The following is a 17,898-nucleotide window of genomic DNA, read 5'->3' as shown; positions in this document are numbered from 1 at the left end:
TTCAAAACTAACGTCAATCTATGAATCTGACCGAACTCAAGCAAAAACCGATCATTGAACTGCTGGAAATGGCCGAGCAGATGGGCCTGGAAAACATGGCCCGTTCGCGCAAGCAGGACGTGATCTTTGCCCTGCTGAAAAAGCACGCGAAAAGTGGCGAAGAGATTTCCGGCGATGGTGTGCTGGAGATTCTCCAGGATGGCTTCGGCTTCCTGCGCTCCGCCGATTCGTCCTACCTGGCCGGCCCCGACGATATCTACGTCTCGCCCAGCCAGATCCGCCGCTTCAACCTGCGTACCGGCGACACCATCATCGGTAAGATCCGTCCGCCAAAAGAAGGCGAGCGTTACTTCGCCCTGCTCAAGGTCGACACGATCAATTTCGACCGTCCGGAAAACGCCAAGAACAAGATCCTGTTCGAGAACCTGACGCCGCTGTTCCCCACCGTGCGCATGAAGATGGAAGCCGGCAACGGCTCCACCGAGGATCTCACCGGCCGCGTGATCGACCTCTGCGCGCCGATCGGCAAGGGCCAGCGCGGCCTGATCGTGGCGCCGCCGAAGGCCGGCAAGACCATCATGCTGCAGAACATCGCGGCGAATATCTCGCGCAACAACCCCGAGTGTCACCTGATCGTCCTGCTGATCGACGAGCGCCCGGAAGAAGTGACCGAGATGCAGCGCACCGTGCGCGGCGAAGTGGTGGCGTCGACTTTCGACGAACCGCCGACCCGCCACGTGCAGGTGGCCGAGATGGTCATCGAGAAGGCCAAGCGCCTGGTCGAGCACAAGAAGGACGTGGTCATCCTGCTCGACTCCATCACCCGTCTGGCGCGGGCCTACAACACGGTGATCCCGAGCTCCGGCAAGGTCCTCACCGGCGGTGTCGATGCCCACGCCCTAGAGAAGCCGAAACGCTTCTTCGGCGCCGCGCGCAACATCGAGGAAGGCGGTTCGCTGACCATCATCGCCACCGCGCTGGTGGAAACCGGCTCGAAGATGGACGAAGTGATCTACGAAGAGTTCAAGGGCACCGGCAACATGGAATTGCCGCTGGAGCGGAGGATTGCCGAGAAGCGGGTGTTCCCGGCGATCAACATCAACCGCGCCGGCACCCGTCGCGAAGAGTTGCTGACCGATCCGGACGAGCTGCAGCGCATGTGGATCCTGCGCAAGCTGCTGCATCCGATGGACGAGATCGCTGCCATCGAGTTCCTGCTCGACAAGCTCAAAGACACCAAGACCAACGATGAGTTCTTCATGTCGATGAAGCGCAGCAAGTAAAACCTGCGGGTTTTAACGTGCAGCAATGAAGGCCGGGGCAACCCGGCCTTCTGCTTTCCGGCTTTTGCTTTCTGAATAGCCGAGTTCAGCGCTAAACTTTGCCACCTTCAACCTGCACCGCCGAGACGAGGCAACTGCATGCAGTATCGCGATTTGCGCGAATTCATTCGTGGGCTGGAACAGCGCGGCGAGCTCAAACGGATTCACACAGCGGTTTCCCCGGTGCTGGAGATGACCGAGATCTGTGACCGGACTCTGCGCAAGGGCGGGCCGGCGCTGCTGTTCGAGAACCCCGCCGGTTTCGATATGCCGGTGCTTGGCAATCTGTTCGGCACGCCCAAGCGGGTAGCGCTGGGCATGGGCGCAGAGGCGGTCAGCGAGCTGCGTGAAATCGGCAAGCTGCTGGCCATGCTCAAGGAGCCGGAGCCGCCAAAAGGCTTCAAGGACGCCTGGTCGAAGCTGCCGATGTACCGCAAGGTACTGGCCATGGCGCCCAAGGTACTGAAAGACGCGCCCTGTCAGGAAGTGATCGAAGAGGGCGATGCTGTCGATCTGGGCAAGTTGCCGGTGCAGACCTGCTGGCCGGGCGATGTCGCGCCGCTGATTACCTGGGGCCTGACCATTACCCGCGGGCCGAACAAGGAACGGCAGAACCTCGGCATCTACCGCCAGCAGGTGATCGGCCGCAACAAGGTGATCATGCGCTGGCTCAGTCACCGTGGCGGTGCGCTGGATTTCCGCGAGTGGTGCGAGAAATTCCCCGGCAAGCCCTACCCGGTATGTGTGGCGCTGGGAGCGGATCCGGCAACCATTCTCGGCGCCGTGACGCCGGTGCCGGACAGCTTGTCCGAGTACGCCTTCGCCGGCTTGTTGCGCGGGCACAAGACCGAACTGGTCAAAGCGATTGGCAGCGACCTGCAGGTGCCGGCCAGTGCCGAGATCGTCCTGGAGGGGCATATTTACCCCGGCGAGATGGCTGACGAAGGGCCCTATGGCGATCACACCGGCTACTACAACGAGGTTGACCGTTTTCCGGTGTTTACCGTCGAGCGCATCACTCGCCGGCAGCAGCCGATCTACCACAGCACCTACACTGGTCGGCCGCCGGATGAGCCGGCGATTCTCGGTGTGGCGCTGAACGAAGTGTTCGTGCCGATCCTGCAGAAGCAATACCCCGAGATCACCGACTTCTACCTGCCGCCCGAGGGCTGCTCGTACCGCCTGGCGGTGGTGACCATCAAGAAGCAGTATCCCGGCCATGCCAAGCGCGTGATGCTCGGCGTGTGGAGCTTCCTGCGCCAGTTCATGTACACCAAGTTCGTCATCGTCACCGACGATGATGTCAACGCGCGCGACTGGAACGACGTGATCTGGGCCATCACCACGCGCATGGACCCCAAGCGCGACACGGTGCTGATCGACAACACGCCGATCGACTACCTCGATTTTGCTTCGCCGGTCTCCGGCCTGGGCAGCAAAATGGGCCTGGATGCCACCCACAAGTGGCCGGGCGAAACCAGCCGCGAATGGGGCCGGGTGATCGTCCGGGACGAGGCGGTCAAGCAGCGCGTCGATGCGTTGTGGGCCGAGCTGGGGATCGATTGATGCGGATCACCCTGCAACCCTCCGGTGCGGTCCTCGAGCTGCAGCCCGGTGAACGCTTCCTCGATGGCGCGCGGCGCCTCGGCTACGACTGCCCGCAGAGCTGCCGCAACGGCAATTGCCATATCTGCTCGGCCTTGCTGCTGCAGGGGCGTGCGCGCCAGGCCGGGGTCGAGCTCGAGCATGGCGAGCTGCAGACCTGCCTGGCCGAACCGCTGAGCGACAGCGTGCTGCAATGGTATGGCGTGCTGGCGCCCGGAGAACTGCCGCGCCGGCGCCTGGCTTGCCAGCTGATCGACTGTTGCGCGGTGGGTGGCGATGTCTGGCGCGTGCGCCTGCGGGCGCCGGCCGGCAAGCTGCCGCGCTACCATGCCGGGCAGTACCTGCTGCTCGAGCGTGCGGATGGCGAGCTGTCGGCATTCTCCCTGGCTTCGGCGCCACACACTGGCCGCGAACTGGAGCTGCACATCCTGGCCCGCGAGCCGGGCACCCAGGTGTTGCTCGAACAACTGCAGCGCGAGCAGGTGGCGCGGGTGCAGCTGCCGTTCGGCGACACGCACCTCGCCGAGCTGCCGGATGGCCCGCTGCTGCTGCTGGCCGCCGGTACCGGCATGGCGCAGATGCACAGCCTGCTCGAGCATTGCCGCGCCAGCGGCTTCCGCCATCCGGTACACCTGTACTGGGGTGCCCGCCGGCCGGAGGATTTCTACCAGCTGGCGCACTGGGCCGACTGGGAGCAGATGGCCAACGTGCACCTGCACCGGGTGGTCAGCGACCAGTGTGGCTGGGGCGGGCGCTGCGGCCTGCTGCACCAGGCGGTGCGTGAGGATTTTGCCGATCTGGCAGGCCTGCACGTGTATGCCAGCGGTTCGCCGGCGATGATCTATGCCACCCTCGATGCGCTGGTCGAGGCCGGCATGGATCCCAGCCAGATGCGCGCCGACGTGTTTGCCTACGCACCCCGCAGCTGACGCGCCGGCTTGTTTCGCGCCGGCTCAGGCCATTTGCGCCAGGGTCTTGCGGAAGCGGGTCATCGCGCCGAGGAAAAACAGCGAGCCGATTCCGGCAATCGCCAGCAGTTGCGGCCAGACGATCGACAGCCCGGCGCCGCGGTAGAGGATGGCCTGGGCCAGGTCGACAAAGTGGGTGGTGGGTGCCACCAGCATGAGGTGCTGGATCAGTTTCGGCATGCTCTCGCGTGGCGTGGTGCCGCCGGAAAGGATCTCCAGCGGGATCAGCACGATGATCACCAGCAGGCCCAGCTGTGGCATCGAGCGCGCCAGTGTGCCGAAGAAGATGCCCATCGAGGTGGTCGCAAACAGGTGCAGCGCGGCGCCGCCGAGAAACAGCGCCAGCGAGCCGCTGAGCGGTACCTGCAGCCAGCCCTGGACCACCAGCAGCAGTGACAGGCTGGTTGCCAGCAGAACCACCAGGCCCATCGACCAGACCTTGGCCAGCATGATTTCCAGCGGCGTCACCGGCATCACCAGCAGGTGCTCGATGGTGCCGTGCTCGCGCTCGCGGATCAGGGCGGCACCGGTGAGGATGATCGACAGCATGGTGATCTGGTTGATCACCTCCATCACCGAGCCGAACCAGGTGCGGGTCAGGTTCGGGTTGAATGCCACGCGCACCTCCAGTTCGGCCTGTTGCGGCAGGTCGCCGCGGTAGCGGCGGACGAACTCGGCGACCTCGCTGATGCCGATGTTCTGGATATAGCCGGAACCGGTGAAGGCCTGGCTGACCTGGGTGGCATCCACATTCAGCTGGATCGCCGGGCTGCGTCCGGCCAGCACGTCGCGCTGGAAGTCTGGCGGAATGTTCAGGGTGAAGGTATAGCGCCCGGCATCCATGCCGCGGTCCATCTCGCCCAGGCCGATGCGCTGCGGGGTACGGAAGTAGGGTGGCTGGAAGGCGTTGATCAGGCGTTCCGAGAGCTGCGAGCGGTCTTCGTCGACCACCGCGATGGAGGCATGGTGCAAGCTTTCCGGGATGCTGGTCGCCGCCGAGTAGATGCCCAGGCTGAAGGCCCAGACGATCAGGATCACCAGGGCGATGTCGCGCTGCAGGCTGCGCAGTTCCTTGAGGCCGAGATGGAAGATGTTCGCCAGGCGCTCCATCTCAGGCCTCCTGCTTCTTCAGGAAAGCCACGCACAGCGCCAGCAGCAGCGGAATGGTGATCAGCAACGGGACGAAGTATGCCGACAGATCGGCGAAACCGAGCGCCTTGGAGAACACGCCGCGGGAGATCACCAGGAAATGCGAGGTCGGATAGAGCTGGCCGATGAGGGCGCCGATGCCTTCCAGTGAAGACACCGGATAGATCAGTCCGGAGAACTGGATGGCTGGCAGCAGGGTGGCAATGGCGGTGCCGAACACGGCGGCGATCTGGCTCCTGGTGAAGGTCGACATGAGCAGGCCGAGTGCCGTGGAGCAGCCCAGGTAGAGCAGGCCGCCGACCAGCAGGGTCAGCGGGTTGCCCTTCAGCGGGACGCCGAACACGCTGATCGCCAGCAGCACCAGCAGGGCGAAGTTGAGCATGCCCAGGCCGATGTAGGGCAGCTGCTTGCCGAGCAGGAATTCCAGACGGGTCACCGGGGTCACGTAGAGGTTGATGATCGAGCCCAGTTCCTTCTCGCGCACCACGCCGAGGGCGGTAAGCATGGCCGGGATCAGCATCAGCAGCAGCGGGATCATGGCCGGCACCATGGCCTGGCGGCTCTCCACGTCCGGGTTGTAGCGGTAGCGGATTTCCAGCGTGGCCGGGCTGGCGGCCTGCGGCTGGGCAGAGCGCCGTGCCAGTGCCTGCAGGTAGTCCTGGTGCATGCCCAGCACGTAGCCCTTGATGGTTTCCGCGCGGGTCGGCATGGCGCCGTCAATCCACATGCCGATCTGCGGGCTGTCGCCGCGCTTGAGGTCGCGGCCATAGTGCGGCGGGATTTCCACCGCCAGGCTGATCTCGCCGCTGCGCATGCGCCGCTCCAGTTCGGCGTAATCATGCAGCGGCGGCTGTTCGACGAAGTAGCGCGAGCCAGCCAGGTTCAGGTGGTACTCCTGGCTGGTGGTGGTCTGGTCGCGGTCGAGCACGGCGAAGGTCAGGTCTTCCACGTCCAGGCTGACGCCGAAACCGATGATGAACAGCAGCAGCACGGTGCCGAGCAGGGCCATGCCGCCACGGATCGGGTCGCGGCGCAGCTCGAGGGACTCGCGGCGGGTGTAGCTGAACAGCCGGCGCAGGCTGAAGCGCTGGGGTTGCGCCGGGCGCGGTTCGGCCCGCCGCGGCGCTGCCGGGGGGCTGTCGGTGCTGGCTGCCGGATCCTGGGCGACGGCATCCTGGAGATAGGCGATGAAGGTGGCTTCCAGGGTCGGCAGGCCGCGCCCGGCCATCAGCCCGCGCGGGGTGTCGCTGGCGAGAACCTTGCCGGCGTGCATCAGCGAGATGCGGTCGCAGCGCTCGGCCTCGTTCATGAAGTGGGTGGAGATGAAGATGGTCACCCCGTCCTGGCGCGACAGGTCGAGCATCAGCTGCCAGAAGCCGTCGCGCGCTACCGGGTCGACCCCGGAGGTGGGCTCGTCGAGGATCAGCAGTTCCGGCTGGTGGATCACCGCCACGGCCAGCGACAGGCGCTGGCGCAGGCCCAGCGGCAGGCGCTCGGGGAGCATCTCCATGACCGCGCCGAGATCGAAGCGCGCGGCCATCCTGGCCACCCGTGCCGCGATCTGCGCGCTTGGCACATGGAACAGCTGGGCGTGCAGCACCAGGTTCTGCCGCACCGTCAGCTCGCCATACAGGGAGAACGATTGCGACATGTAGCCGACCCGCCTGCGCGTCGCCATGTCCTTCGGCTGCACTTCCTGGCCGAACAGCAGGGCTTGGCCCTCGCTGGCCGGCAGCAGGCCGGTGAGCATCTTCATGGTGGTCGACTTGCCGCAGCCGTTGGAGCCGAGAAAGCCGAAGATCTCGCCGCGCTCGATGCGGAAGTCCACCCGCTCGACCGCGACGAAATCGCCGAAGCGCATGCTCAGGCCGCGCGCCTCGATGGCGATGTCCTGCTGCCCCGGCGCGCGCGGAGGGATCTGCAGGGCGAGATGGCCCTTGCGCCTGGCTTCCGGCAGCAGGGCGATAAAGGCCTCCTCGAGGCTGCTGCAGGCAGTGCGCTCGCGCAGCTGCTGCGGGCTGCCGGTGGCGAGAATACGCCCGCCATCCATGGCCAGCAGGTGGTCGAAACGCTCGGCCTCCTCCATGTAGGCGGTGGCCACCAGCACGCTCATCTGCGGGCGCTGGGCGCGGATGCGGCCGATCAGTTCCCAGAACTGGTTGCGCGATAGCGGGTCGACCCCGGTGGTCGGCTCGTCGAGGATCAGCAGATCGGGGTCGTGGATCAGTGCGCAGCACAGCCCGAGCTTCTGCTTCATGCCGCCGGACAGCTTGCCCGCCGGGCGTTGGCGAAACGGCGCCAGGCCGGTGCTGTGCAGCAGCTGGTCGATGCGTTGCGCGCGCTCGGTCGCGTCCTGGCCGAACAGGCGACCGAAGAAGTCGAGGTTCTCGAATACCGACAGCGTCGGGTAGAGGTTCTTGCCCAGGCCCTGGGGCATGTAGGCGATATGCGGGCAGGTGCGCCGGCGATGACTGCTGCTGGCCATGTCGCCGCCGAGCACCTCGATCTGGCCCTGCTGGATCCTGCGCGCACCGGCGAGCAGGGCCAGCAGGCTGGACTTGCCGACACCGTCCGGGCCGATCAGGCCGACCATGCACTGTGCCGGGATCTCCAGGCTGACCGCATCCAGCGCGCAGGTCTTGCCATAGCGCAGGCTGACCCCGGTCACTCGCGCCACCGGCACCGCCACTGCGCTCATTGCGGAACCTTGATCGCCAGCTGTTCAGGCCATGCCAGCGCCGGGTCGAGGCGCAGGTAGGCCATGCCCGGTACGCCGGTCTTGACCTGTGCCAGGTGGCGCTGCAGCAGTTCGGGATCGATGCGCGCCTTGATGCGAAACATCAGCTTCTCGCGCTCGTTGGCGGTTTCCACTGTCTTCGGGGTGAACTGGGCGACGCTGGCCACATAGCTGACCCTGGCCGGAATCACATACTGCGGCGCGGCGTCGATCACCAGGCGCACCTCGCTGCCGAGAGCGACCCGGCCGGCCTGGCGTTCAGGCAGGAAGAAGGTCATGTAGACATCGCCGAGGTCGACCAGGTTGAGCACCTTGCCGCCGGCGCCGAGCACCTCGCCCGGCTGGGCCACCCGGTACTGCACGCGGCCGGCGCGCGGCGCCTTGAGCAAACTGTCGTCGATGTCGACCTGCAGGCGGGCGACGCTGGCCTTGGCCGCTTCCATCGCCGATTGCGCTTCGATCACCTGCGACTGCGCGGCGACGATGCCGGCGGCCGCCGAGTTGACCTGCGAGCGCGCCGCGGCCAGGGCCGCCTCGGCGCTCTGCAAGTGCGCCAAGTCGTCATCCAGTTGCTGGCGGGCCATGGCGTCGCGCTTGACCAGTATGGCGGTGCGCGCATGGCGCTTTTGCGCAGCGGAAACCTCCGCCTCGCGCTGGCGTACCACCGCTTCGGCGGTGACTTTTTCGCTTTCGCGCAGGCTGACCACCGCGCTGGCGGTCAGCTGGCTGTTCTGCGCCTGGCGCAGCTGGGCCTGGGCCTGGGCCAGCTGCGCTTCGAGCGCCTGGGTGTCCATCCGCGCGACTATCTGCTGCGGCTGCACGAAGTCGCCCTCATCGACCGCGATGCTGGCGATGCGTCCGCCGAGTTTGCTGGCGACGTCGACTTCAGTGGCCTCGATGCGTCCGTTGCCGCTGGCGAAACCTTCGCCCGGGCCGCGCGGGTGCAGTTCATACCAGAGCAGGCCGGCAGCCCCGGCAAGCAGCAGCGTGGCCAGGCCGAGGCGGGTGATCCAGATATTGCGCGTAGCCATGAAAGTCCTTCTGCGCGATGGGAGTGGGGGAAAGGCCGGGAACCCGCTTTATTGTGCGGAGCTGGCAGGTGTTGGCGGTTGATGCAGGTCAAGCCAGCATCCGCCTTGCAGCTTAGTCGTTATCCGTGGCCGGTCGGCAACCGCAGCAGCTCTGGCGGCCAGCAAAAAGCCGCCCGGGCAGAGTCTGCCGGGGCGGCTTTTTGGGGGCGGTGGGGTGCTGCTCTAGCGCACTTCCACCACGACCTTGCCGACCGCCTTGCGCTGGCCCAGGGCGTTGATCGCCGCGGCTGCCTGTGCCAGCGGGAAGGTCTGCGAGACCAGTGGTTTCAGCTTGCCTTCGGCATACCAGACGAACAGCTGCTGGAAGTTCGCCAGGTTGTCCTGCGGCTGGCGCTGGGCGAAGGAACCCCAGAACACCCCGACCACCGCCGCGCCCTTGAGCAGGGTGAGGTTGACCGGCAGCTCGGGAATCCGCCCGCTGGCAAAGCCGACCACCAGCAGGCGGCCATTCCAGGCGATCGAGCGAATGGCCTGATCGAACAGGTCGCCGCCGACCGGGTCGTAGATCACGTCGGCGCCCTGGCCGCCGGTCAGTGCCTTGATGCGCTCCTTGAGGCTTTCCTCGCTGTAGTTGATCAGCTCGTCGGCGCCGGCCGCCTTGGCCACGGCGAGTTTTTCCGCGCTGCTGGCGGCAGCGATCACCCGCGCGCCGAGGGCCTTGCCGATCTCCACCGCCGCCAGGCCAACCCCGCCGGAAGCGCCGAGCACCAGCAGGGTTTCCCCCGGCTGCAGGTGGCCGCGGTCTTTCAGTGCGTGCATCGAGGTGCCGTAGGTCATGCCGAAGGCTGCGGCCGTGTTGAAATCCATGCCCTTGGGAATCTGCATGACGTTGTAGGCCGGCACCGCCACCTGCTCGGCGAAGCTGCCCCAGCCGGTAAGCGCCATGACCCGGTCACCCGGTTGGACATGGGTGACCTTCTCGCCAACGGCGGCCACCACGCCGGCCGCTTCTCCGCCCGGCGAGAAGGGAAAGGGTGGCTTGAACTGGTACTTGCCTTCGATGATCAGCGTGTCGGGGAAGTTGACGCCGGCGGCATGCACCTCCAGCAGGATTTCATTCTTCTTCGGTTCCGGGCTGGCGATTTCTTCCAGCACCAGGTTCTCGGCAGGGCCGAAGTTCTTGCAGAGTACGGCTTTCATCGACAGGGCTTCCTTTGGGCGGATGGGCCGCAGCAGTGTAGGGCAGCGGCCGCGAGGGTCAATCAGCATGGGCTGGCCTGATGAGCCGGCATAAGGCCGGATGCAGGCTCAGCGCTGTGGCGCCGGTGCGGCCAGGGCCAGCACCGCCTGCCATTGCGCGGCGCTGACCGGCATCACCGACAGCCGCGTGCCTTTTTGCACCAGCGGCAGTTCGCTCAGCGCCGGGCAGGCTTTCAGGCTGGCCAGGCGGATCACGGCGGGGAAGGCTTCGACGAATTCGACGTCGCGCGCGCTCCACGGGTTGTTGGCGGCGCTGGCCCTGGCATCGAAGTAGTGGCTGTGCGGGTCGAGGGCGGTCGGGTCGGGGTAGGCCTCGCCCAGGATCCGCGCAATGCCGGCAATGCCCGGCTCCGGGCAGCTGGAGTGGTAGAAGAAGAACAGTTCACCCGCCTGCATGCTGCGGACAAAGTTGCGTGCCTGGTAGTTGCGCACGCCGTCCCAACGCGCCCGGCCGAGGCGCTGCAGGTCGTGAATCGACAGTTCGGCGGGTTCCGATTTCATCAGCCAGTGGGGCATTGATGCGGCCTCTCCGTTCGGGGTAGGATTGCGGGCCAATATTCTGGCGCCAATTGTGCGGCTACTCACGTTGCCAGTTGTTCTTGATCTGTATGCTCTAACGTAACGCAAGGCAATTAAAACAATAAACTCCGCGCCCGCCTGTGCTGAGCCTCTCTGGGGGGCCGCGGAACTGCTTTGGATGCATCGATGAAACGCAAGCCTGATCTACTGTGGGTGCTGGTTGTTCTGTTCGGCCTGGGGGTGGTCACCACCGGCTATACGCAGACGTTCTGGGAACGTCAGGCCAGCGAGCCGGCCAGCCACACCAGAGCCTACTGAGCCGCGGCGCTGGCCTGGTACCAGCGCCGGTCGGTCACGCACGCCGCGAGCGGCACATCCAGCGGACCCAGCAGCAGGCGGTCGACTTTCTGGCACTCATGGGCCAGGCCGAGCAGTACCGGCGTGCGCCAGTCCTGGCGCCGCGTCAGGCATTCCAGGCTGCGGTCATAGAAGCCACCGCCCATCCCCAGGCGTCCGCCAAACTCGTCGAAGCCCACCAGCGGCAGCAGGATCAGGTCGAGTGACCAGCAGCGGCGCTGCCGCGCGGTTCTCGGCGCCGGCTCGGGAATGCGGAAGCGGTTGCGCTGCAAGGCCTCGCCGGGCTTGATCTGCTGGAACACCATGTGGGTTGCCGGCCAGCGCCGCAGCAGCGGCAGGTACACGCGCTTGCCGCGTTGCCAGGCTTCCTCGAGCAAAGGACGGGGATCGATTTCGCCGTCACTCGGCAGGTACAGGGCAATGCTGCGGGCGCGACGGAACAGCGGATGCTGCGCCAGTTGCCGGTACAGCGCGCGGGCGGCATTTTTCTGTTCGGTGGCGGAAAGGTTGCGCCGGGCCTGGCGCAGTTGCCGACGCAGTGCCGGGCGGGAAAGGCTGCCGGCGCAGATCATCAAGTAAGACTCCCCGGAGGTGCCGCTGTCGGTTTAGCCCTTGAACCCGAAAGTTCAAGGTGGAGGTTGCAGGAGGCGTTAAGGCTTTCCGTCAGGCGGACATGCACACCGGCCCCAACGTGCAACCCCCGTGGTTGTGCGTATCGGCTCAGGGACATCACCAACTGGCAAACACACCAGGGAGCTGTGGCGAGTATACGCCCAATCCGGCGTCCGGCAATTGCCGCCAGGCGCAGCGCAGTGTCCACTCTGTAACCGGATTGGTCAGCTGCTGTGCGGCGAAAACAGGTCCGGACCGCTGTCGGTGGCCAGCGCATCGTTGACCCGGTCCAGCAGGTTGCGCACCTGGTCGCGGGCGACACTGACCTGTTTTTCCTGGCGTTCCTGCTTGTGCAGCAGCTCGTGGGTGATGTTCAGGCCGGCCATCACGGCGATCCGGTCGGAGCCGATGACTTTGCCGCTGGAACGGATCTCGCGCATCTTGCCGTCCAGGTAGCGCGCCGCGTTTTCCAGGTTGTCGCGTTCGTCGTCCGGACAGGCGATGCAGTATTCCTTGTCGAGAATATGCACGGTGACAGTCTTGGTCTGGGTCATGTGTCCTGCTCCAGGGCTTTCAGGCGAAGGATCATCGATTCCACCTTCTGCCGGGCCAGTTCGTTTTTCTCGATCAGGTGTCCGCGCTCTTCGCGCCAGGCCTTGTCGTTGGCCAGCAACTGCCGGTTGTGCGCCTTCAGCTGCTCGATGCGCTGGATCAACTGCTCGAACTTGGCTGTGAGTTTTTGCAGGTCGGCGTCTTCCATGGGCTCTCTTATCTGGCCGTTGCGTGTTCGCGATATATAGGCTGCTTGCGGGGCTGGGTCAAACCTGGCGGCGGCCTTGGATAGTCTTGGCGCGCCTGCCGGTGCTAGGATACCAGCCCTTCATTCTAGACAGTGCGCCTCGTTGCGCCTAGCCGCCCATGCCTATCAGCCGTTCGCCCTACACTGCCTTCGCCACCCTGCTCGCCACCAGCGGTCAGCCCGTTTCGCCCGCCGAACTGCACGGCCTGCTGCTCGGCCGCAGCTGTGCCGGGGCCGGCTTCGAGCCGGAGCCCTGGATCGCCGATGCCGCCGAACTGCTCGGCGAGAGCCTCCCGGAAAACCTGCGCCAGGCGCTGATCGGCCTGCAGGAGATGGTCCGCGGCGAACTGACCGGCGCCGACATGGCGGTGGTGGTGCTGCTGCCAGCGGATGACGTGCCGCTGGCGGAACGCGCGCTGGCGCTGGGGCAGTGGTGCCAGGGCTTTCTCGACGGCTTCGGCATGACCATCGGCGACGAGGCCCTGAGTGCCGAAGCCATCGAAGTGCTGCAGGACCTCGCCTCGATCGCCCAGGTGCAGGGTGCCCTGGAAGAGTCGGAAGACGGCGAGAGCGATTACATGGAGGTGATGGAGTACCTGCGGGTTGCTCCCTTGTTGTTGTTCACCGAGTGCGGCAAGACCGCTCCGGCGCAGTCCAAGCCCTCCCTACACTGACGGCGGTCTCCCATGTCGCGCATCCCCAGGACCGAATATGCCCGTCGGCGCAAGGCGCTGATGGCGCAGATGGAACCCAACAGCATCGCCATCCTGCCGGCGGCGCCGGTGCATATCCGCAACCGCGATGTGGAACATGTCTACCGCCAGGACAGCGACTTCCAGTACCTCTCCGGCTTTCCCGAGCCGGAAGCGGTGCTGGCCCTGATTCCCGGGCGGGCGCATGGCGAATATGTGCTGTTCTGCCGCGAGCGCGACCCGCAGCGCGAACTGTGGGACGGCCTGCGCGCCGGCCAGGATGGCGCGATCAGCACTTACGGCGCGGATGACGCCTTTCCGATCGGTGACATCGACGACATCCTGCCGGGCCTGATCGAGGGGCGCGAGCGGGTGTACTACGCCCTCGGCGCCAACCCCGAGTTCGACCGCCACCTGATGGAATGGATCAACGTGATCCGCTCCAAGGCGCGCCAGGGCGCGCAGCCACCGAACGAGTTCGTCGCCCTTGACCACCTGCTGCACGACATGCGCCTGTACAAGAGCGCTGCGGAAGTGAAGGTGATGAAGGAAGCGGCTGCGATCAGTTCCCGCGCCCATGTGCGTGCCATGCAGACCAGCCGCGCCGGGCTCTTCGAGTACCATCTGGAAGCCGAACTGGATTACGAGTTCCGCAAGGGCGGGGCGAAGATGCCGGCCTATGGCTCGATCGTCGCAGGCGGCCGCAATGCCTGCATCCTGCACTACCGCGAGAACGACGCCGTGCTCAAGGACGGTGACCTGGTGCTGATTGACGCCGGCTGCGAGATCGACTGCTACGCCAGCGACATTACCCGCACCTTTCCGGTCAACGGCAAGTTCTCCCCGGAGCAGAAGGCCATCTACGAGCTGGTGCTCAAGGCCAACCAGGAGGCATTCAGGCACATCGCCCCGGGCAAGCACTGGAACGAGGCCCACGAGGCCACGGTGCGGGTGATCACCGCCGGCCTGGTCGAGCTGGGCCTGCTCGAGGGCGAGGTCGACGAGCTGATCGCCGGCGAGGCCTACAAGCCGTTCTATATGCACCGTGCCGGCCACTGGCTGGGCATGGACGTGCACGACGTCGGCGAATACAAGGTCGGCGGTGAGTGGCGGGTACTCGAAGCGGGCATGGTGATGACTGTCGAGCCGGGCATCTATATCGCCGTCGACAACCACGATGTGGCCCGCAAGTGGCGCGGCATCGGCGTGCGCATCGAGGACGACGTGGTGGTGACCAGGACCGGCTGCGAGATTCTCACCGACGGCGTGCCCAAGAGCGTGGCCGCCATCGAGGCGCTGATGGCGCCGCCGGCACCCGCGCCCGCGGTGCTTGGCGCATGAGCCGGGTGCAGCTGGCGATCATCGGTGGCGGCCTGGTCGGCGCCAGCCTGGCGCTGGCGTTGCAGGACGGCGCCCGCACCCGCGGCTGGCGCATCGTGCTGATCGAGCCGTTTGCCCCCGGCAGCAGCTATCAGCCCAGCTATGACGCGCGCTCCTCGGCGCTGTCGTACGGCACCCAGCAGATCTATCAGCGCCTGGGCGTGTGGGCGGAACTCAGCCAGCACGTGGCAGCCATTGCGCAGATTCACGTGTCCGAGCGCGGCCGCTTTGGCGCTACCCGCCTGAGTGCCGCGGAAGAGGGCGTGCCGGCGCTGGGCTACGTGGTGGAGAACGCCTGGCTCGGCCAGTGCCTGTGGCGCGCCCTGGACCCGGCAGTGGTCGAGTGGCGCTGCCCGGCGGAAGTGACGGCGTTGCAGGCGCTGGATGACGGCTATCGGTTGAGCCTCAACGATGGTTCGCAGCTGGATTGCGAGCTGGCCGTGCTGGCGGATGGCGGGCGCTCCGGCCTGCGCGAGCAACTGGGCATCGAGGTGCAGTCAACGCCCTACCGGCAGACCGCGCTGATCGCCAATATCACTCCGGCCGAGCCGCACGCCGGGCAGGCCTTCGAGCGCTTCACCGAAGAAGGCCCGCTGGCCCTGCTGCCGCTGCCGGACAACCGCTGCGCGCTGGTCTGGACCCGGCCGGGCAAGGATGCCGAGCGTTTGCTCAAGCTCGGCGACCGCGCGTTTCTCGCTGAATTGCAGGACGTGTTCGGCTATCGGCTGGGTGCGCTCACGCAAGTGGGCAGTCGCCATCTGTATCCGCTGCAATTGATCGAGGCCTGCGAACAGGTGCGCCCGCACCTGGTCCTGCTCGGCAACGCCGCGCACAGCCTGCATCCGATAGCGGGACAGGGTTACAACCTGTCGCTGCGCGATGCCATGAGCCTGGCCGAGACCCTGCTGGGCAGTTCCGCGCCGCTCGGCGACTTCACCACCCTGCAGGCCTACCTGCGCCGGCAGGCGCTGGACCAGGACCTGACCGTGGGCTTTTCCGACCGGGTCACCCGGCTGTTTTCCAATGACCAGCCGCTGCTGGCGGCCGGGCGCAATCTGGGCCTGCTCGGCCTCGACCTGTTTCCGCCAGCCAAGCGCTGGTTTGCCCGTCAGGCCATGGGCCTGGGCATCCGTCCCGAATAGGAGCTTCGATGCAAGCCGATCTGATCATTGTGGGTGCCGGCATGGTCGGCAGCGCACTGGCGCTGGCGCTCAAGGACAGCGGGCTGAACATCCTGCTGCTCGACAGCGGCACGCTGACGCTCAAGCCCTTCGATCCGCAGTCGGCGTTCGAGCCGCGCGTCAGTGCCCTGTCGATGGCCAGCCAGCGCATTCTGGAGCGTCTGGGTGCCTGGGACGGCATCCTGGCCAGACGCTCAAGCCCGTATGCAGAAATGCAGGTGTGGGACGGTAGCGGTACCGGCAATATCCACTTTGCCGCGAGCAGCGTGCATGCCGAGCTGCTCGGGCATATTGTCGAGAACCGGGTGATCCAGGACGCCCTGCTGGAGGCCCTGCTGGCCAGCCGCGTGCAGCTTCTGCCCGGCGCCAGCCTGGAAGCATTGCAGCGCACCGCCAGCGGCTGGCAGTTGCGCCTGGCTGATGGCCGCGAGCTGCACACGCCGTTGCTGGTTGCCGCCGACGGGGCCAATTCGGCGGTGCGCCGGCTGGCCGGTTGCGCCACGCGCGAATGGGATTACCTGCACCATGCGATCGTCACCAGCGTGCGCTGTGCCCAGCCGCACCAGCGCACCGCCTGGCAGCGCTTCACCGATGACGGCCCGCTGGCCTTCCTGCCGCTGGCCCGCGATGGCGACCAGCACTGGTGCTCGATCGTCTGGTCCTGCGTGCCGCAGCAGGCCGAGCACCTGATGGCGCTGGATGCCGCGGGGTTTGCCGACGAACTGGGCAAGGCCTTCGAACAGCGCCTGGGCGCGGTGCTGGAAGTCGATCCGCGCCTGTGCATCCCGCTGCGCCAACGGCACGCCAAGCGCTATGTCGAGGCCGGCCTGGCGCTGATCGGCGACGCCGCGCACACCATCCACCCGCTGGCCGGGCAGGGCGTCAACCTCGGCTTCCTCGATGCTGGGGTGCTCGCCGAAGTGCTGTTGCATGCGCAGCAGCGTGGCGAACGCTTGGCCGCTGAGCGCGTGCTCAGCCGCTTCGAGCGCCGGCGCATGCCGCACAACCTGGCCATGATGGCGGCGATGGAGAGCTTCGAACGGCTGTTCCAGGCCACTCCGCCGCCGCTGCGCTGGCTGCGCAACGCCGGGTTGAGCCTGGTCAACGGCCTGCCCGAGGCCAAAGCGCTGTTCGTGCGCCAGGCGCTGGGCCTGAGTGGCGATCTGCCGGCGCTGGCGCGCGTCTGAAGGCCTCCGGCGCGACAGGGCGTCACAGGGCCTTTTTCGGGTAAATGATATTTGCTATCATTCGCAAACAAATTATTCACCGAGGTATTCCGCATGTCGCTGCGCAACCGTTTGCTTGCCGTCCTGTCCGTCAGCCTGTTCAGTGCACCGGCGTTTGCCGCCGAGGAAATCGTCGTCTATTCGGCGCGTATCGACGAGCTGATCAAGCCGGTGTTCGATGCCTATACCGCCAAGACCGGCGTGCCGGTCAAGTTCATCACCGACAAGGAGGCGCCGCTGCTGGCGCGCCTGCAGGCCGAGGGCGCGAACACCCCGGCCGACCTGCTGATCACCGTGGATGCCGGCAACCTCTGGCAGGCCGAGCAGCAGGGTGTGCTCAAGCCGCTGCAGTCGCCGGTCATCGAAGCCAACATCCCGCCGCAGTACCGCTCGCCCACCGGCGCCTGGACCGGCCTGTCGCTGCGCGCGCGGACCATTGCCTACTCCACCGAGCGGGTCAAGCCGGCAGAGCTGTCCACCTACGAGGCGCTGGCCGACGCCCAGTGGGAAGGCCGCCTGTGCCTGCGCAGCAGCAAGAAGGTCTACAACCAGTCGCTGACCGCCACCCTGATCGAAGCGCATGGTGCGGCCAGGACCGAAGAGATCATCAAGGGCTGGGTCGGCAACCTGGCCACTGACGTGTTTGCCGACGACACCGCGCTGCTGCAGGCGATCGACGCCGGCCAGTGCGATGTGGGGTTGGTCAACACCTACTACTTCGGCCGCCTGCAGAAGCAGGACCCCGACCTGAAGGTCAAGCTGTTCTGGCCGAACCAGAATGACCGCGGCGTGCACGTCAACCTGTCCGGCGCCGGCGTGACCAAATACGCGCCGCATCCCGCCGCGGCACAGGCGTTGCTGGAGTGGATGAGCAGCACGGAAGCGCAGGGCCTGTTCGCCAGCCTCAATCAGGAATACCCGGCCAATCCGGCAGTCAAGCCCTCTGCCGAGGTAGCGGCCTGGGGCGAGTTCAAGGCCGACAGCATCCCGCTGGAAGTCGCCGGCAAGCGCCAGGCCGAGGCCACCATGCTGATGGATCGTGCCGGCTGGAATTGACCGC

General features: G+C 66.2%; 17 protein-coding genes and 1 other RNA gene. 9 read left to right on the top strand and 9 right to left on the bottom strand.

Features of this window, described 5'->3' with window-relative positions:
- Positions 1 to 20 precede the first annotated feature (20 nt).
- The 3 genes from rho (at position 21) to ISX93_RS08505 (ending at position 3,856) form a co-directional block, all read left to right on the top strand.
- A complete protein-coding gene (rho, locus tag ISX93_RS08515) occupies positions 21 to 1,283 on the top strand; it encodes a transcription termination factor Rho (protein WP_195778288.1) in 1,263 nt (420 codons plus the stop codon).
- A 138-nt stretch (positions 1,284 to 1,421) separates the two neighbouring features.
- Entirely contained in the window at positions 1,422 to 2,888 is a 1,467-nt protein-coding gene (gene ubiD / locus ISX93_RS08510) for a 4-hydroxy-3-polyprenylbenzoate decarboxylase (protein WP_195778287.1), read from the top strand.
- Entirely contained in the window at positions 2,888 to 3,856 is a 969-nt protein-coding gene (locus ISX93_RS08505) for a CDP-6-deoxy-delta-3,4-glucoseen reductase (RefSeq protein ID WP_195778286.1), read from the top strand. The genes ubiD and ISX93_RS08505 overlap by 1 nt, the downstream gene beginning before the upstream one ends.
- A 24-nt stretch (positions 3,857 to 3,880) precedes the next feature.
- On the opposite strand, the gene ISX93_RS08500 is transcribed toward ISX93_RS08505, so the two are convergent.
- The 5 genes from ISX93_RS08500 to ISX93_RS08480 form a co-directional block, all read right to left on the bottom strand.
- Positions 3,881 to 5,005: an ABC transporter permease gene (locus ISX93_RS08500; RefSeq protein ID WP_195778285.1), complete on the bottom strand. Its 1,125-nt coding sequence runs from the start codon at positions 5,003 to 5,005 to the stop codon at positions 3,881 to 3,883.
- A gap of 1 nt (position 5,006) precedes the next feature.
- Positions 5,007 to 7,742 (bottom strand): ribosome-associated ATPase/putative transporter RbbA, encoded by a 2,736-nt coding sequence (gene rbbA, locus ISX93_RS08495; RefSeq protein WP_195778284.1) that lies wholly within the window; start codon positions 7,740 to 7,742, stop codon positions 5,007 to 5,009.
- The gene (locus tag ISX93_RS08490; protein ID WP_195778283.1) at positions 7,739 to 8,812 is read right to left on the bottom strand and encodes an HlyD family secretion protein; all 1,074 of its coding nucleotides are present in this window, start codon (positions 8,810 to 8,812) and stop codon (positions 7,739 to 7,741) included. The genes rbbA and ISX93_RS08490 overlap by 4 nt, the downstream gene beginning before the upstream one ends.
- Positions 8,813 to 9,034: 222 nt before the next feature.
- Complete coding sequence (locus ISX93_RS08485) at positions 9,035 to 10,012, bottom strand: NADPH:quinone oxidoreductase family protein (protein ID WP_195778282.1); 978 nt, start codon at positions 10,010 to 10,012, stop codon at positions 9,035 to 9,037.
- 108 nt (positions 10,013 to 10,120) lie between these two features.
- Entirely contained in the window at positions 10,121 to 10,588 is a 468-nt protein-coding gene (locus tag ISX93_RS08480; protein WP_195778281.1) for an EVE domain-containing protein, read from the bottom strand.
- Positions 10,589 to 10,777: 189 nt separating this feature from the next.
- Here ISX93_RS08480 and ISX93_RS17230 point away from each other — a divergent pair, with 189 nt between their 5' ends.
- Positions 10,778 to 10,909 carry a hypothetical protein gene (locus ISX93_RS17230; protein ID WP_258166960.1) on the top strand — a complete coding sequence of 44 codons (132 nt, stop codon included), beginning with the start codon at positions 10,778 to 10,780 and terminating at the stop codon, positions 10,907 to 10,909.
- Here the strand turns inward: ISX93_RS17230 and ISX93_RS08475 are convergent.
- From ISX93_RS08475 to ISX93_RS08460, 4 genes are all read right to left on the bottom strand, one after another.
- Positions 10,903 to 11,520, bottom strand: a complete 618-nt coding sequence (locus ISX93_RS08475) for a 5-formyltetrahydrofolate cyclo-ligase (protein WP_195778330.1) — start codon at positions 11,518 to 11,520, stop codon at positions 10,903 to 10,905. The genes ISX93_RS17230 and ISX93_RS08475 overlap by 7 nt on opposite strands.
- Positions 11,521 to 11,526: 6 nt before the next feature.
- Positions 11,527 to 11,706, bottom strand: a non-coding RNA gene (gene ssrS, locus ISX93_RS08470) — 6S RNA.
- A 78-nt stretch (positions 11,707 to 11,784) separates the two neighbouring features.
- Positions 11,785 to 12,114, bottom strand: a complete 330-nt coding sequence (locus tag ISX93_RS08465; protein WP_195778280.1) for a cell division protein ZapA — start codon at positions 12,112 to 12,114, stop codon at positions 11,785 to 11,787.
- Entirely contained in the window at positions 12,111 to 12,320 is a 210-nt protein-coding gene (locus ISX93_RS08460; protein WP_195778279.1) for a TIGR02449 family protein, read from the bottom strand. The genes ISX93_RS08465 and ISX93_RS08460 overlap by 4 nt, the downstream gene beginning before the upstream one ends.
- A 158-nt stretch (positions 12,321 to 12,478) precedes the next feature.
- Here ISX93_RS08460 and ISX93_RS08455 point away from each other — a divergent pair, with 158 nt between their 5' ends.
- The 5 genes from ISX93_RS08455 to ISX93_RS08435 all read left to right on the top strand — a co-directional run bounded on the left by ISX93_RS08455 (position 12,479) and on the right by ISX93_RS08435 (position 17,894).
- Positions 12,479 to 13,033, top strand: a complete 555-nt coding sequence (locus ISX93_RS08455; RefSeq protein ID WP_195778278.1) for a YecA/YgfB family protein — start codon at positions 12,479 to 12,481, stop codon at positions 13,031 to 13,033.
- Positions 13,034 to 13,045: 12 nt separating this feature from the next.
- Complete coding sequence (pepP, locus tag ISX93_RS08450; RefSeq protein WP_195778277.1) at positions 13,046 to 14,392, top strand: Xaa-Pro aminopeptidase; 1,347 nt, start codon at positions 13,046 to 13,048, stop codon at positions 14,390 to 14,392.
- Positions 14,389 to 15,573 carry a 2-octaprenyl-6-methoxyphenyl hydroxylase gene (ubiH, locus tag ISX93_RS08445; RefSeq protein WP_195778276.1) on the top strand — a complete coding sequence of 395 codons (1,185 nt, stop codon included), beginning with the start codon at positions 14,389 to 14,391 and terminating at the stop codon, positions 15,571 to 15,573. Before pepP ends, ubiH begins: the two co-directional genes overlap by 4 nt.
- Before the next feature lie 8 nt (positions 15,574 to 15,581).
- Positions 15,582 to 16,799, top strand: a complete 1,218-nt coding sequence (locus ISX93_RS08440) for a 2-octaprenyl-3-methyl-6-methoxy-1,4-benzoquinol hydroxylase (protein WP_195778275.1) — start codon at positions 15,582 to 15,584, stop codon at positions 16,797 to 16,799.
- Between the two features lie 93 nt (positions 16,800 to 16,892).
- Complete coding sequence (locus ISX93_RS08435; RefSeq protein WP_195778274.1) at positions 16,893 to 17,894, top strand: extracellular solute-binding protein; 1,002 nt, start codon at positions 16,893 to 16,895, stop codon at positions 17,892 to 17,894.
- Positions 17,895 to 17,898: the final 4 nt, after the last annotated feature.

Source organism: Pseudomonas sp. N040, from assembly GCF_015637705.1.
Taxonomy (GTDB): domain Bacteria; phylum Pseudomonadota; class Gammaproteobacteria; order Pseudomonadales; family Pseudomonadaceae; genus Aquipseudomonas.
This window is presented reverse-complemented; position numbering and strand designations above follow the sequence as displayed.

What these genes read in the sequence shown, in the direction of transcription:
- rho (WP_195778288.1), top strand. Translation starts at nt 21, where the DNA reads ATGAATCTGACCGAACTCAAGCAAAAACCGATCATTGAACTGCTGGAA.
- ubiD (WP_195778287.1), top strand. Translation starts at nt 1,422, where the DNA reads ATGCAGTATCGCGATTTGCGCGAATTCATTCGTGGGCTGGAACAGCGC.
- ISX93_RS08505 (WP_195778286.1), top strand. Translation starts at nt 2,888, where the DNA reads ATGCGGATCACCCTGCAACCCTCCGGTGCGGTCCTCGAGCTGCAGCCC.
- ISX93_RS08500 (WP_195778285.1), bottom strand. Translation starts at nt 5,005, where the DNA reads ATGGAGCGCCTGGCGAACATCTTCCATCTCGGCCTCAAGGAACTGCGC.
- rbbA (WP_195778284.1), bottom strand. Translation starts at nt 7,742, where the DNA reads ATGAGCGCAGTGGCGGTGCCGGTGGCGCGAGTGACCGGGGTCAGCCTG.
- ISX93_RS08490 (WP_195778283.1), bottom strand. Translation starts at nt 8,812, where the DNA reads ATGGCTACGCGCAATATCTGGATCACCCGCCTCGGCCTGGCCACGCTG.
- ISX93_RS08485 (WP_195778282.1), bottom strand. Translation starts at nt 10,012, where the DNA reads ATGAAAGCCGTACTCTGCAAGAACTTCGGCCCTGCCGAGAACCTGGTG.
- ISX93_RS08480 (WP_195778281.1), bottom strand. Translation starts at nt 10,588, where the DNA reads ATGCCCCACTGGCTGATGAAATCGGAACCCGCCGAACTGTCGATTCAC.
- ISX93_RS17230 (WP_258166960.1), top strand. Translation starts at nt 10,778, where the DNA reads ATGAAACGCAAGCCTGATCTACTGTGGGTGCTGGTTGTTCTGTTCGGC.
- ISX93_RS08475 (WP_195778330.1), bottom strand. Translation starts at nt 11,520, where the DNA reads ATGATCTGCGCCGGCAGCCTTTCCCGCCCGGCACTGCGTCGGCAACTG.
- ISX93_RS08465 (WP_195778280.1), bottom strand. Translation starts at nt 12,114, where the DNA reads ATGACCCAGACCAAGACTGTCACCGTGCATATTCTCGACAAGGAATAC.
- ISX93_RS08460 (WP_195778279.1), bottom strand. Translation starts at nt 12,320, where the DNA reads ATGGAAGACGCCGACCTGCAAAAACTCACAGCCAAGTTCGAGCAGTTG.
- ISX93_RS08455 (WP_195778278.1), top strand. Translation starts at nt 12,479, where the DNA reads ATGCCTATCAGCCGTTCGCCCTACACTGCCTTCGCCACCCTGCTCGCC.
- pepP (WP_195778277.1), top strand. Translation starts at nt 13,046, where the DNA reads ATGTCGCGCATCCCCAGGACCGAATATGCCCGTCGGCGCAAGGCGCTG.
- ubiH (WP_195778276.1), top strand. Translation starts at nt 14,389, where the DNA reads ATGAGCCGGGTGCAGCTGGCGATCATCGGTGGCGGCCTGGTCGGCGCC.
- ISX93_RS08440 (WP_195778275.1), top strand. Translation starts at nt 15,582, where the DNA reads ATGCAAGCCGATCTGATCATTGTGGGTGCCGGCATGGTCGGCAGCGCA.
- ISX93_RS08435 (WP_195778274.1), top strand. Translation starts at nt 16,893, where the DNA reads ATGTCGCTGCGCAACCGTTTGCTTGCCGTCCTGTCCGTCAGCCTGTTC.